We start from the raw sequence: 12,948 nt of genomic DNA, 5'->3' as shown, positions 1-12,948 counted from the left end.
TCGCCCCCGCGAACGCCTCCGCGATCCGCTGCTCGCCGCTCGCGTTGGGATGGGTGCCGTCGTACGACATCCACGTGGACACGTACGACGGCACCCATCCCAACGCGAGCGGCGAGCAGCGGATCGCGGAGGCGTTCGCGGGGGCGATGCGGGAGGCGTGGGGGATCGGACGGGTGTGCGCGGCTAGAACACTTTGAACGGTTTGGCCGGATTCCGGCGCTTCTTCGTCACCGTGCGTATCGTTGTACCGCGCGGTCGCCCTCGTCCGTGAGGCGGCCGGGGAGGAGCGCCACAATGACCATCCTGGAAGACAGGATCGAGATCAAGATGGCCGACGAGAACGCCGAGTGCCTGGACCACTGGTTCGAGCGCCTTGAGCGGATGCCCGTCCCCGAGGGTTACAAGGTAGAGATCGTTGGGGGCAGTGTCTTCATGACGCCGCAGCGGGACATCCACTGGGAAACCATCCGCGAGATCCTCTGGGCGCTCGAAGACCACTTCGGCAGGCGCCGCACGCGGGTCTTCACCGACGTCCGGATCGATTTCCCCGGGTTTCAGAACGGCTTCTGCCCCGATGTGGCCAAATTGCGCGAAGGCGCGACGAAGGACGAGAGAGGCCGCTGGCGTCACGAGGACGTCGACTTCGTCGCCGAGGTCATCTCCAAAGGAACGGCCCACAACGACTACGGGCCCAAGAAAGCCGCCTACGCGCTCGCCGGTGTCCCCGTATATCTCATCGCCAACCCTTATCAGGGAAGGTGCCACGTATACACGGAGCCCAAGGAGGACTCCTACGCCTGCGAATTGCGTGTGAACTACGGGACGGACGTCGACATGACCACCACCGCCCTCGGTCTTCTCATCAAGACAGCCCACTTCCCGCGCGACTGACCCGCCCTTGCCTTGAGCCCACTCCAAGTCGTTGGCTTACGACCATGAAGTACACGCAGCTTGGACGCACGGGACTCAAGGTCAGCCGGCTGGTTCTCGGGACGATGAACTTCGGGCCGCAGACGGACGAAGCCGACAGTCACGCGATCATGGACGCGGCGCTGGACGCGGGCATCAACTTCTTCGACACCGCCAATGTGTACGGGTGGGGGGAGAACAAGGGCCGGACCGAGAGCATCATCGGGAACTGGTTCGCCAAGGGCGGTGACCGCCGGGACAAGGTCGTGCTCGCCACCAAGGTCTACGCCAACATGGCCGCCGAGGGCGACGCCTGGCCGAACCACGACAAGCTCTCCGCGCTGAACATCCGGCGCGCGGTGGACGCCAGCCTGAAGCGGCTCCAGACCGATCACATCGACCTCTACCAGTTCCACCACATCGACCGGAGCACCCCCTTCGAGGAGATCTGGCAGGCGATCGACACCCTCGTCCAGCAGGGCAAGATCCTCTACGTCGGCTCCTCCAACTTCCCCGGCTACAAGATCGCCCAGGCCAACGAGGCCGCCGCCCGCCGCGGCGGCACCATCGGCCTCGTCAGCGAGCAGTGCCTGTACAACCTCGCCGAGCGCCGCGCCGAGATGGAGGTCATCCCGGCCGCGCGGGAGTACGGCCTCGGGGTCATCCCCTGGTCCCCGCTGCACGGCGGGCTGCTCGGCGGTGTGCTCAAGAAGGAGGTGCAGGGCGGACGCCGTGCCTCCGGGCGCGCCGCGGACACCCTGGCCGACCCGGCCGCCCGCGCGCGGATCCAGTCGTACGAGGATCTGCTCGACAAGCACGGCCTGGAACCCGGCGAGACCGCGCTGGCCTGGCTGCTCACCCGCCCCGGTGTCACCGGTCCGATCGTCGGTCCGCGCACGGCGGAGCAGCTCCGGTCGGCGCTGCGGGCCGTGGAGCTGGAGCTGAGCGAGGAGCTGCTGACCGGCCTGGACGAGATCTTCCCCGGTCCGGGGCCGTCCCCGGAGGCCTTCGCCTGGTAGGAGACGTGCGGTGCGGGGGCGGGGGCGGGGAGCTCTCGGTCCCCGCCCCTCGGGGGCACAGACCGACCGCTACCTGACAGCCGCCGCCACCGCGACGACCACCAACATGAGAACAAGCGCACCGGCCATGATCCGGTTCCGGGTTTTCGGGTCCACGCATCGAGCCTAACCGGACGCCCCGCACACCCAGCGCCCGACCGCCTCGTACCGCGGCTGCTCACCCCGCACCCCCGACCTCGGCAGGTCGCTCCGCACCAGCGCCAGATCGGTCACCCGCCAGCTCCGGCCGGCGAACTCGCGCAGCAGCTCCACGTACGGTCCCACGTCCACCGCCGCCCGGCCGCGGGCCAGCGTGAGGTGGGCCTGGTAGCGGCGGTGCTCCTCCATCCGCAGCCCCGCCTTGCGGCCCGCCGCCTCCGCCCGGCCCGCCAGCAGGCGCAGCGCGTCCACATCGCCCGCCGCGCCGGCCCACAGCGCGCGGCCGTGGCCGAACTGGCCGCCGCCGTTGAGCGCCAGCTCGAAGGGGTCGGTGTGCCGGGCCGCGCGGGCCAGACGGGCGGACAGATCAGGTACGACGTCCTCGGCGACCTCGCCGTAGAAGGCGAGGGTGAAGTGCCAGCCGGGGCGGCCCGTCCAGCGCAGCCCGTCGGCGCCCGGCAGCCTCCTCAACCGGTCGACCTCCAGGGCCAGTTCGGCGGTGATGTCCTCCGGCGGCAGCACAGCGGCGAAGAGTCTCATGCCTTCACGATCCCAGAGCCGCCCGGGCATGATGGCCGCCATGACGATCACGATCCGCACGGGCGGCCCCGACGACACTCCCCTGATCCTGGCCATGCTGGACAGCTCCGTGGAGTGGCTGGTGGCCCAGGGCCGCACCGGGCAGTGGGGCACGGAGCCCTGGTCGGCGAACCCCAAGGCGGTGGAGGTGGTGCGGCGGTACGCCGAGGGCGGCACCGTGTACTTCGCCGAGATGGACGGCATACCGGCGGCCACCCTCACGCTCTCCGACGCCCCCGGCAGCTATCTGGAGCCCGCCGGCGAACCCGAGCGTTACATCCATCTGCTGGCCTCGGACCGCCGGTTCAAGGGGCTGGGCGCCGGTGCCGCGCTGCTCGCGCACGCGGCCGAGGTGACCCGGCGGGCCGGGGTCTCGCTGCTGCGGGTGGACTGCTACGCGGGCGACGACGGCAAGCTGGTCGCCTTCTACGAGCGCAACGGCTTCGTCCGCACCGAGGCGTTCACCCACGGTGCGGACGAGTGGCCGGGACAGGTACTGGCCCGGAGGGTCCGATAGTCACACCGGTACCCTCCGAGCTGCCCCACGGACGGGGACGGGACGGTCACGCCGCCGTGGCGAGCTCCTCCCGCTGCCGCGGCACGAACCGCAGCCGCGGTGTCCCCCGCTCCCAGCCCACCGACAGACGCAGACCGCCGACGCGGGCGAGGACCAGGCCGATGACGGCGGCCGCGACCGCGGAGACGACACCGCCGAGGGCGAAGCCGACGCGGGCGCCGTAGGTGTCGGTGATCCAGCCGATGACCGGGGCGCCGAGCGGGGTGCCGCCCATGAAGACCATCATGAACAGGGACATCACCCGGCCGCGCATGGCCGGATCGGTGGCCATCTGCACGGTGGTGTTCGCGGTCACGTTGACCGTGAGGCCGCAGATCCCGATGGGCACCATCAGCACCGCGAACAGCCAGTACGAGGGCGCCAGCGAGGCCACGATCTCCAGCGCTCCGAAGGTGAGCGCGGCGAGGATCAGCAGCCGCATCCGGGCCGAGCCGCGGCGGGCGGCCAGCAGGGCGCCGCCGAGGGAGCCCGCGGCCATCAGGGTGTTGAGGAGGCTGTAGCCACCGGCGCCGACATGGAAGACGTTGTCGGCGAAGGCGGACAGCCACACCGGGAAGTTGAAGCCGAAGGTCCCGATGAAGCCGACGAGGACGACGGACCAGATCAGTTCCGGGCGCCCGGCGACGTACTGGAGGCCCTCCCGCAGCTGGCCCTTGCCGCGCGGGGTCCGCTTGACCGGGTACAGCTCGCGCGCGCGCATCAGCAGCAGACTGGTGATCGGCGCGGCGAAGGACAGGCCGTTGGCGAGGAACGCCCAGCCGGTGCCCACTCCGGTGATCATGAGGCCGGCGACGGCGGGGCCGACGAGCCGCGCGGACTGGAAGTTCGCGGAGTTCAGGCTGACCGCGTTGTGCAGCTGGTCGGGGCCGACCATCTCGGAGACGAAGGACTGCCGGGCGGGGTTGTCGACCACCGTGGCGAGTCCGACGAAGAACGCGGCGAGATAGACGTGCCAGACCTGGACCTGGCCGGTGAGGGTCAGCGCGGCGAGCGCGAGACCGCTGAGGGCCATCGCGGACTGGGTGACCAGGAGCGCGGGGCGCTTGGGCAGCCGGTCGACGAGGACACCGCCGTAGAGACCGAACAGGAGCATCGGCAGGAATTGCAGGGCCGTCGTGATGCCGACGGCCGCGGAGGAGCCGGTGAGGCTCAGGACGAGCCAGTCCTGGGCGATGCGCTGCATCCAGGTGCCCGTGTTGGAGACGACCTGGCCCATGAAGAAGAGGCGGTAGTTCCTGACCTTCAGCGAGCTGAACATCGAGGACTTGCGGGCGGGGGTAGTAGGGGCGGTCGGTGCGGGGGCGGAAGGTGTTCCGGATCCCGTACTCAAACGGATTCGCCTCCTCAGGCTGCTGCTTTACAGGTGTGCGAGTTTTTCCAGCACGGGGGCGGCGGCGCGCAGTTTCGCCCACTCGTCCTCGTCGAGGCCGTCGGCGAGGTTCGCCAGGAACGCGTTGCGCTTGCGGCGGCTCTCCTCGAGCATCGCCTCGGCCTGCTCGGTCTGGGTGACGACCTTCTGGCGCCGGTCCTCCGGGTGCGGTTCGAGACGGACCAGTCCCTTGGCTTCGAGCAGCGCGACGATACGGGTCATCGAGGGCGGCTGGACATGCTCCTTGCGGGCCAGCTCGCCCGGCGTGGCCGAGCCGCAGCGGGACAGGGTGCCGAGCACCGACATCTCGGTGGGGCTCAGCGACTCGTCCACCCGCTGGTGCTTGAGCCGACGGGACAGCCGCATCACGGCGGAGCGAAGGGAGTTCACGGCGGCAGCATCGTCGCCATGGTTGAGGTCCGGCATGTCCTTAGCGTAACTCATTACTCTAACTAAAGACCAATGCGGCGCGCCTCCGTGCCCGTGATGCCCGCCACTGGGGCTCCCCAAAGCTTTCATCACCCGTATGAGTGAGTCGCTGCCGGAAAGTGACGCATCCGCGGGGCGGCCGCGGCGACCCTCGTAGCCATGGGGACCACTGTGCTCAGCCTGCGGATAGACGGGGAGCTGCTCGAACGGCTCCGGCAGCACGCGGCGAAAAGAGGAATGAGCGTGCAGGACTATGTGGTCCGCACGCTCATTCGTGACGACTTCGACCAGCGGTTCCAGACCGCCGTCGAGGAGACGGAGAGGTTCTACGGCGTCAGGTGAGACGCCGTGGAGCCGAGGGGGATCAGGTCAGACCCAGGGCCGGCATCAGGTAGTAGAAGGCGAAGACCGCCGAGACGACGTACATCGCCACCGGGATCTCGCGGTACCGGCCCGCGGCCAGGCGCAGCACGGTGAAGGTGATGAAGCCCATGCCGATGCCGTTGGTGATCGAGTAGGTGAACGGCATCATCAGCATGGTCACGAACGCCGGGATCGCGATCGTGTAGTCGGCCCAGTCGATCTCCTTGATGGAGTGCGACAGGATCAGGAAGCCGACCGCGATCAGTGCCGGGGTGGCCGCCTGGGACGGCACCATGGTGGCGATCGGGGTGAGGAGCAGCGAGACGGCGAACAGACCGCCCGTGACGATGTTCGCGAAACCGGTGCGGGCGCCCTCGCCGACACCGGCGGTGGACTCCACGAAGGCGGTGGTGGCCGAGGCGGAGCCGGCGCCGCCGGCCGCGACCGAGAGGCCGTCCACGAACAGCACGCGGTTGATGCCGGGCATGTAGCCCTCGGCGTCGGTCAGCTTGGCCTCGTCGCTGATGCCCATGATCGTGCCCATCGCGTCGAAGAAGCACGACAGCAGGACCGTGAAGACGAAGAGGATGCCGGTCAGCACGCCGACCTTGGAGAAGCCGCCGAACAGGCTGACCTGGCCGACCAGGCCGAAGTCCGGGGTGGAGACCGGGTTGCCGGGCCACTTCGGGACCGTCAGGCCCCAGGAGGGGATCTTCGCGACGGCGTTGATGATCATCGCGAGGACGGTCATGCCCACGATGGAGATCAGGATGGCGCCCGGCACCTTGCGCACGATCAGGGCGAAGGTGAGCAGCGCGCCCAGGATGAAGATCAGCACCGGCCAGCCGGTGAGGTGACCGCCGGTGCCCAGCTGGAGCGGGACGGTGGTCTGGGCGACGTCCGGGATACGGCTGACGAAGCCGGAGTCCACCAGGCCGATCAGCATGATGAACAGGCCGATACCGATCGCGATCGCCTTGCGCAGACCGAACGGCACCGCGTTCATCACGCGCTCCCGCAGCCCCGTGGCGACCAGCAGCATGACCACGAAACCGGCGAGGACGACCATGCCCATCGCGTCCGGCCAGGTCATCCGGGGTGCCAGCTGGAGGGCGACGACCGAGTTCACGCCGAGGCCCGCGGCCATGGCGATCGGCACATTGCCGATGACGCCCATCAGCAGGGTGCTGAAGGCGGCCGTCAGCGCGGTCGCCGTCACCAGCTGGGCGTTGTCCAGATGGTGCCCGTACATGTCCTTCGCGCTGCCCAGAATGATCGGGTTCAGCACGATGATGTACGCCATCGCGAAGAAGGTGGCGAGACCGCCCCGGACCTCACGCCCGACGGTGCTGCCGCGCTCGGAGATCTTGAAGTAGCGGTCGAGGGGGCCGCCGGCGAACGCGCCGCCCGGCTTCTCGGGGGTGGGGACCTTGGCAGGCGCCGAGGTGGACATGCGGGACCTCATCACCAAAGGGTTCCCCCGAGCCCTCTTGGAGTTTCCTACGATTAGAAGCGGTCAAAGACAAACGGTTTCAGTATGAACGTATGACTACTAGATCGCTATCTCCGCGCGTAGAACGTATGCAGTCCCGGTGCGGATCCGGTCGCCCTCCGGTCGGCCTCCGATCGTCTCCGATCGCCTCGTAAGCTGTCCGGCATGGCCAAGTGGATCCCCCAGCACGAGGCGCCCGAGCCCCTTGAGGGGCCCGTGGTCGCCACCATCACCGGCGGCACGATCGTCTGGTTCGTCCTGTTCCTCGTCCAGCTCCCCTTCTACGGCTGGTTCCACGAGCACGGCCATCTGTGGTGGCTGTGGACCTGCCTGGCCGGGGGCGGGCTCGGGCTGATCGGCATCTGGTACGTGCGGGGGCGGGACGCGGCGCTCAAGCGGGCGGCGCGGGAGCGGCCGGAATCCACCCCTGTGGAGTAGCGGCGCCGACAGAGGGCCGGGTGGGCGGCCGCGCAAAGGCCACGTACCGTCGGATACATGAGCCATATAGACGCCGGCGCCGAACTCGATCCGGTGCACCCGGTGGCCCTGCCCACGACCCGGGCGACGGGGCTGACCGGCGCGGAGGTCGCGGAGCGCCGGGCACGTGGCCAGGTCAACGACGTACCCGTGCGCAGCAGCCGCTCGCTCGGGGAGATCGTCCGGGCGAACGTGTTCACCCGGTTCAACGCGATCATCGGCGTGCTCTGGGTGATCACCCTGTTCGTCGCGCCGATCCAGGACAGCCTGTTCGGGTTCGTGATCCTCGCCAACACCGGCATCGGCATCGTGCAGGAGTGGCGGGCCAAGCAGACCCTGGACTCGCTCGCGGTGATCGGGGAGGCCCGACCGACCGTGCGCCGGGACGGCGCGGCCGTGGAGATCGGCACCGACGAGATCGTCCTGGACGACCTGATCGAGATCGGGCCCGGGGACAAGGTCGTCGTGGACGGGGTGTGCGCGGAGGCCGACGGACTGGAGATCGACGAGTCGCTGCTCACCGGTGAGGCCGACCCGGTGGTCAAGCGGCCGGGTGATCCGGTGATGTCCGGCAGCTTCGTGGTCGCGGGCGGCGGCGCCTTCGCCGCGACCAAGGTGGGCCGGGAGGCCTATGCCGTCAAGCTGGCCGAGGAGGCGTCGCGCTTCACGCTCGTCCACTCCGAGCTGCGCACCGGTATCTCCACGATCCTCAAGTACGTCACCTGGATGATGGTCCCGGCCGCGATCGGCCTGGTCGTCACCCAGCTCGTGGTCAAGAACGACGACCTCAAGGGCGCGGTCGCCCGCACCATCGGCGGCATCGTGCCGATGGTCCCGGAGGGCCTGGTGCTGCTCACCTCGGTGGCCTTCGCGATCGGTGTCATCCGGCTCGGCCGCAAGCAGTGCCTGGTGCAGGAGCTGCCCGCCATTGAGGGCCTCGCCCGCGTGGACACCGTCTGCCTGGACAAGACCGGCACGCTCACCGAGGGCGGCATGGACGTCACCGAGCTGCGCACGCTCAACGGCGCGGAGGAGTCGTACGTGCGCAAGGTGCTCGGCGCGCTCGGCGAGTCCGATCCCCGGCCCAACGCCTCGCTCCAGGCGATCATCGACGCCTACCCCGACAACGACGACTGGCGCTGCGTCGAGTCGCTCCCCTTCTCCTCGGCCCGCAAGTACAGCGGGGCCGCGTTCAGCGAGGGCGACGGGGAGACCAGCACCTGGCTGCTCGGCGCCCCGGACGTGCTGCTCGGCGCCGACGACCCGGCGCTCGCGGAGACCGTGCGGCTCAACGAGCAGGGGCTGCGGGTGCTGCTGCTGGCCCGGGCCCGCCGGGACCTGGACGACGCGGCGCCGGCCAAGGGCGCCCGCCCCACCGCCCTGGTCGTCCTCGAACAGCGGCTGCGCCCGGACGCGGCCGACACCCTGCGCTACTTCGCCGAGCAGCGGGTGGCGGCCAAGGTCATCTCCGGGGACAACGCGGTCTCGGTCGGCGCGGTCGCGGCCAAGCTGGGCCTCGACGGGACGGCGACGGACGCGCGGCGGCTGCCGGAGGACAAGGCGGAGATGGCCCGGGTGCTGGACGCGGGCACCGTCTTCGGGCGGGTCACCCCGCAGCAGAAGCGGGACATGGTGGGCGCGCTCCAGTCGCGCGGGCACACGGTGGCGATGACCGGCGACGGCGTGAACGACGTGCTCGCCCTCAAGGACGCCGACATCGGTGTGGCCATGGGCTCGGGCTCGGAGGCGACCCGGGCGGTGGCCCAGATCGTGCTGCTGGACAACAGCTTCGCCAGCCTGCCGTCGGTGGTCGGCGAGGGCCGCCGGGTGATCGGCAACATCACCCGGGTGGCGACGCTGTTCCTGGTGAAGACGGTCTACTCGGTACTGCTCGCGGTGCTGGTGGTCTGCTGGCAGGTGGAGTACCCGTTCCTGCCCCGCCATCTGACCCTGCTGTCCACGCTCACCATCGGCGTCCCGGCCTTCTTCCTGGCGCTGGCGCCCAACAACGAGCGGGCCAGACCGCACTTCGTGCACCAGGTGATGCGGTACTCGATCCCGGGCGGCGTGGTGGCCGGGGTGGCGACCTTCGTGACGTACCTGATCGCCCGGCACCACTACACGGGTCCCGGCCAGCTGGCGGCGGAGACCAGCGCGGCCACGCTGACGCTGTTCCTGATCTCCATGTGGGTGCTGGCGATCATCGCCCGCCCCTACACCTGGTGGCGGGTGATCCTGGTGGCCTCGATGGCGGTGGCGTTCCTGCTGGTGCTCGTCGTCCCCGCGCTCCAGGACTTCTTCGCGGTACGACTGGTGGGGCTCGCCATGCCATGGACGGCGGTGGCGGTCTCGGTGGTGGCGGCGGCCGCCCTGGAGTTCCTGTGGAAGTGGGTCGACCGCCGCTTCCCCGGCTAGCGGGGCTCACATCACCTGGTCACTGCTACTTTACGTCGACGTAGTCGCCCGTGGCGGTGGTCGCCGGGGTGGTCGTGGTGCCCGCGAAGGCGTAGCGGAAGTAGCCGTCGACCGTGGCGGTGGTCGTGGTCTTCAGGTTGCCCGTGGAGTTCGTCTTGACGGTCTTCAGCGTGGTGTAGGTGCTGGAGCCGCTCTTGCGGAACTGGAGCTTGACCGGCTGGTTGGCGTAGCCGTGGTACTTGCCGTCCTCCCAGTCGGCGCGGGCCAGCTTGCCGGAGACCGTGACGGTCTTGCCCTTCTTCACCGGCTCCGGGGCGGCGTCGGTGTTCAGGGTCGCCCAGCGCTGGAGGTTGTAGGAGTTGGTCGGGTCCTTGACGGCCACGCCCACCTTGGTCATGTCGGCCGGCTTGGTGGGGTTCTGGCCGTTGAACGCGACGGCGTAGCCGGCCGCCTTCCAGGCGCCGGCGTCCTCGCTGAGCAGCTCGGTCGGGTCGATGGCCACGGTGGACTTGCAGGAGGCCACCGTCTTGGAGGTGTCCGTGCAGGTCGAGACCGCGCTGTCGAAGTAGAAGATCGAGTCGTCGAAGGAGGCGCCGCGGTACAGCTCGATGGCCGCGACGAAGTCCTTGGCGTGGATGTTGACCTCGGTGCCGTGCGTCAGCGTGAAGGAGACGGGCACCTTGACGAGGTTGGTGGTGCCGGCGGCGATGTTCTTGCCGTTGTTCACCTTCACGGCGGAGAAGGTGGCGTTCAGCTTGTAGGGCGTGCCCGAGGCGGCGACGGCGAAGGTCGCGCGGCCCGGGTGCTGGGCGGCGTGGGCGACCTTGCTCGCGGAGTTCCCCGCGGGCACCCGCTCCTGCCCGGCGGCGTGCGCCGCGGGCAGGGCGAGGGCGGAGAGGGCCAGGGCGCCGGAGACGGCGGCCACGGTGGCACGAATACGCATGTGCGGTTCCCCTGCGTACGAAGTAGACGGGAGTCGGACGACTCCGGAAGATCAGACGACGCACGCAAGGGAACGGTTGTACGGAACTTGTGGGTTTCGTGAGAGACGCCCGGAGATCAGGGACGTCTGGTGGGCAGGGGAGTCAGGGGCGTCTGGAGGTCAGTCGAACCAGCGGTCCCGGGCCAGTTCCGCCGTCCGGGAGGGGTCCTCCAGCAGGGCGGCGACCTCGAAGCGGCGCGGCCACTGCCGGGCCGCCCAGGCGAGTCCGGCGGCGACCCCCTCCAGGGTGGCCGCGTGCAGCACCCCGTCGTCGGTGAGCCGCCAGTCGATCTCCACGCCGTCCACGACCAGTTCGTCGTGCTCGACGTACGTCTCGGGCGTGCGCGGGCCGAGGAGCATCCGTACCGAGTCCGGTACGTCGTGCTCGGCGCCCTCGGAGTGCACCTCGCCGGTGACGGACTCGCTGAGCCGCCGCACCTGGAACAGCTCGGCCAACTCGGCGGCACGGGACGGCCGTACGGGCAGCAGGGGCACACCGGAGGTGAAGGGCAGCAGGTCCGGGGAGTCGACGACCACGGCGTCGGCGGCGTCCACCACCGTCACCCGCCCGTCGGTCACGGCCCGCAACTCGTCCGGCAGGGTGACCTGTTCCGGGTCGATGTCGGCCAACGCGCCGTACAGGCCGTGCAGTTGAGCGCCGGTGACCGGGCGGTCCGGGTCGGCGAGCCGGTCCAGGAGTTCGGCGGCGCCGCCGGGTTCGGCCAGCAGGGCGCCGACCGAGGTCCGTACGCCGAGGGCGCGCAGCACCTGTTCGTCTTCAAAGCCGGTGGCGTCGGCCTCGTCGTACAGGCCGCGCAGCAGCGGGTCGCCGCCGGCGGCGAGGAGGCCCGCGGGGCGCCGGCCGTCCAGCACCGGGTGCCCGCGCAGCCACCAGGCGGTGTACGGCCGTACGACCTCGTGAGTGCCGTCGGGCAGCAGGACGCGCACCGGCTGGGTGAGGGCGTCGCGCAGCGGCGGGCGGGCGAGCAGGGTGAGGGCCTCGGGCCAGTGGTCGTCGTCCACGAGGTCGAGGTCGCGGACGGCGACGAGTTCGGTGGCGACCGGGGGGACCGGGCTGTCCGGGAAGCGGTCGAGGATGTCCTCGCACCACACGTCCACGGCGTCCAGCAGTCCGGCGTCGTCCGGCTCGGCGAAGTCGCCCTCGCGGGGCTCCAGTTCGTCCGGGTCGAGGACGACATCGGTGGCGCGGACCAGCGCGAAGGTGGCGAGCACCCCGCAGGCGGTCAGCGGCTGTTCGCCCCACTTGTCCGCCAACTCCTGGTCGACGGCCGCCAGTTCGTCCTCGCGGATCACCCGGGCGAAGGGGCTCCCGGGGAACACCAGCTCGCCCGCGGGGGCGAGTTCGCCGTCCTCGTCGGGCAGCGCGAGGGCGCCGAGCCAGGGCTCGTCACCGGGCTCCAGGCCCGCGTCCCGCACCAGGGCAAGGACGGTGTCGGCGAGTTCCTCCGCGTCGGGTGCGTCCTCCTCCCAGCCGAGGGCGCCCCCGTCGTCCAGGGAGGCGGCGACGGCGGCCCGCACCTGGGGGGTGGTGAGCACCGCGCGCGGGGTGGCGGGCAGCGCGCCCAGCTTCTCCAGCAGCGGGTGGGCGGCGTCCTCGTGAGCGACCTTCAGGCCGAGCCGGGCGAGCACGTCCGCGTCGATCCGGGTGCCGTCGGGGGTGGGCAGCAGCACCTGGCGCGGGCCGATGGTGGTGCGACGGTCCGCAAGCGGCACCGGGAGTCCGGAGAGCCGTTCGACGTCCACCCCGGCGAGGCTGTCGTAGAGCCGCCACCACCAGTCGGGGTCCTTCTCCAGGCCCGCGAGCCGGTCCACGGCGTCGGCGAGCGGGAGCCGGGCGACCCCGAGGGTGCGCAGCTCGGCGCGGCGCTCCAGACCGGCGGGCAGCAGGGTGGGCAGCACTTCGGCGAGCACCCGCACGGTCTCGGCACCGGCGCCCTCCACGATCTCCGCGTCCCGGGGGCGCAGCGCCTCGGGCAGCTCGTCCTCGCCGCCGTCGCCGGGCAGCGCGGGCGGCAGGAACGCGGTGCGCGGCAGCCGCTCCAGGAGGGCCTGGCGCAGCGCCCCGTCCAGCTCGCCCTTGCCCAGCGGCCCGGGTACGAGGTCGACGGCGGCCTCGGT

11 protein-coding genes and 2 pseudogenes are annotated in these 12,948 nt (G+C 70.5%); 7 read left to right on the top strand and 6 right to left on the bottom strand.

Translation table 11 applies throughout. The features are described 5' to 3' along the window. The 3 genes and pseudogenes from CCN72_RS13290 to CCN72_RS13280 all read left to right on the top strand — a co-directional run. A pseudogene (locus CCN72_RS13290) lies at positions 1-197 on the top strand (hypothetical protein); the annotation flags it as partial. 97 nt (positions 198-294) lie between these two features. Further along, entirely contained in the window at positions 295-891 is a 597-nt protein-coding gene (locus CCN72_RS13285) for a Uma2 family endonuclease (protein ID WP_086807703.1), read from the top strand. 44 nt (positions 892-935) lie between these two features. Next, the gene (locus tag CCN72_RS13280) at positions 936-1,928 is read left to right on the top strand and encodes an aldo/keto reductase (RefSeq protein ID WP_085565308.1); all 993 of its coding nucleotides are present in this window, start codon (positions 936-938) and stop codon (positions 1,926-1,928) included. A gap of 165 nt (positions 1,929-2,093) precedes the next feature. Here CCN72_RS13280 and thpR read toward each other — a convergent pair whose 3' ends face one another. Further along, a complete protein-coding gene (gene thpR, locus CCN72_RS13275; RefSeq protein ID WP_086807704.1) occupies positions 2,094-2,666 on the bottom strand; it encodes an RNA 2',3'-cyclic phosphodiesterase in 573 nt (190 codons plus the stop codon). Between the two features lie 40 nt (positions 2,667-2,706). On the opposite strand from thpR, the gene CCN72_RS13270 reads away from it, so the two are divergent. Continuing rightward, on the top strand, positions 2,707-3,222 hold the full coding sequence (locus CCN72_RS13270) for a GNAT family N-acetyltransferase (protein WP_086807702.1): 516 nt from the start codon (positions 2,707-2,709) through the stop codon (positions 3,220-3,222). Between the two features lie 46 nt (positions 3,223-3,268). Here CCN72_RS13270 and CCN72_RS13265 read toward each other — a convergent pair whose 3' ends face one another. Next, a complete protein-coding gene (locus CCN72_RS13265; protein WP_086807701.1) occupies positions 3,269-4,612 on the bottom strand; it encodes an MFS transporter in 1,344 nt (447 codons plus the stop codon). 27 nt (positions 4,613-4,639) lie between these two features. After that, positions 4,640-5,077 (bottom strand): MarR family winged helix-turn-helix transcriptional regulator, encoded by a 438-nt coding sequence (locus tag CCN72_RS13260; protein WP_037653316.1) that lies wholly within the window; start codon positions 5,075-5,077, stop codon positions 4,640-4,642. Between the two features lie 162 nt (positions 5,078-5,239). Between CCN72_RS13260 and CCN72_RS13255 the strand changes: the two genes are divergently transcribed. Next, complete coding sequence (locus CCN72_RS13255) at positions 5,240-5,422, top strand: ribbon-helix-helix protein, CopG family (protein ID WP_037653317.1); 183 nt, start codon at positions 5,240-5,242, stop codon at positions 5,420-5,422. A gap of 22 nt (positions 5,423-5,444) precedes the next feature. Here CCN72_RS13255 and CCN72_RS13250 read toward each other — a convergent pair whose 3' ends face one another. Then, positions 5,445-6,896, bottom strand: coding sequence for an NCS2 family permease (locus tag CCN72_RS13250; RefSeq protein WP_086807700.1), 1,452 nt, complete (start codon positions 6,894-6,896; stop codon positions 5,445-5,447). Between the two features lie 204 nt (positions 6,897-7,100). Between CCN72_RS13250 and CCN72_RS13245 the strand changes: the two genes are divergently transcribed. Together CCN72_RS13245 and CCN72_RS13240 are read left to right on the top strand one after the other, a co-directional pair. Next, positions 7,101-7,373: a DUF2530 domain-containing protein gene (locus CCN72_RS13245; RefSeq protein ID WP_086807699.1), complete on the top strand. Its 273-nt coding sequence runs from the start codon at positions 7,101-7,103 to the stop codon at positions 7,371-7,373. 57 nt (positions 7,374-7,430) lie between these two features. Further along, entirely contained in the window at positions 7,431-9,827 is a 2,397-nt protein-coding gene (locus CCN72_RS13240; RefSeq protein ID WP_086807698.1) for an HAD-IC family P-type ATPase, read from the top strand. Positions 9,828-9,852: 25 nt separating this feature from the next. On the opposite strand, the gene CCN72_RS13235 is transcribed toward CCN72_RS13240, so the two are convergent. Together CCN72_RS13235 and CCN72_RS13230 are read right to left on the bottom strand one after the other, a co-directional pair. Next, positions 9,853-10,770: a hypothetical protein gene (locus CCN72_RS13235; protein WP_085565313.1), complete on the bottom strand. Its 918-nt coding sequence runs from the start codon at positions 10,768-10,770 to the stop codon at positions 9,853-9,855. 159 nt (positions 10,771-10,929) lie between these two features. Continuing rightward, positions 10,930-12,948: pseudogene (locus CCN72_RS13230) on the bottom strand (sacsin N-terminal ATP-binding-like domain-containing protein); the annotation flags it as partial.

The sequence above is a fragment of the Streptomyces murinus genome (assembly GCF_002154555.1).
Lineage (GTDB): Bacteria > Actinomycetota > Actinomycetes > Streptomycetales > Streptomycetaceae > Streptomyces > Streptomyces murinus.
This window is presented reverse-complemented; position numbering and strand designations above follow the sequence as displayed.

Bases quoted from the DNA above. Each gene is read 5' to 3' on its own strand.
- CCN72_RS13280 (WP_085565308.1), top strand. From the start codon at position 936: ATGAAGTACACGCAGCTTGGACGCACGGGACTCAAGGTCAGCCGGCTG.
- CCN72_RS13260 (WP_037653316.1), bottom strand. From the start codon at position 5,077: ATGCCGGACCTCAACCATGGCGACGATGCTGCCGCCGTGAACTCCCTT.
- CCN72_RS13235 (WP_085565313.1), bottom strand. From the start codon at position 10,770: ATGCGTATTCGTGCCACCGTGGCCGCCGTCTCCGGCGCCCTGGCCCTC.
- CCN72_RS13245 (WP_086807699.1), top strand. From the start codon at position 7,101: ATGGCCAAGTGGATCCCCCAGCACGAGGCGCCCGAGCCCCTTGAGGGG.
- CCN72_RS13240 (WP_086807698.1), top strand. From the start codon at position 7,431: ATGAGCCATATAGACGCCGGCGCCGAACTCGATCCGGTGCACCCGGTG.
- CCN72_RS13270 (WP_086807702.1), top strand. From the start codon at position 2,707: ATGACGATCACGATCCGCACGGGCGGCCCCGACGACACTCCCCTGATC.
- CCN72_RS13285 (WP_086807703.1), top strand. From the start codon at position 295: ATGACCATCCTGGAAGACAGGATCGAGATCAAGATGGCCGACGAGAAC.
- thpR (WP_086807704.1), bottom strand. From the start codon at position 2,666: ATGAGACTCTTCGCCGCTGTGCTGCCGCCGGAGGACATCACCGCCGAA.
- CCN72_RS13250 (WP_086807700.1), bottom strand. From the start codon at position 6,896: ATGTCCACCTCGGCGCCTGCCAAGGTCCCCACCCCCGAGAAGCCGGGC.
- CCN72_RS13255 (WP_037653317.1), top strand. From the start codon at position 5,240: ATGGGGACCACTGTGCTCAGCCTGCGGATAGACGGGGAGCTGCTCGAA.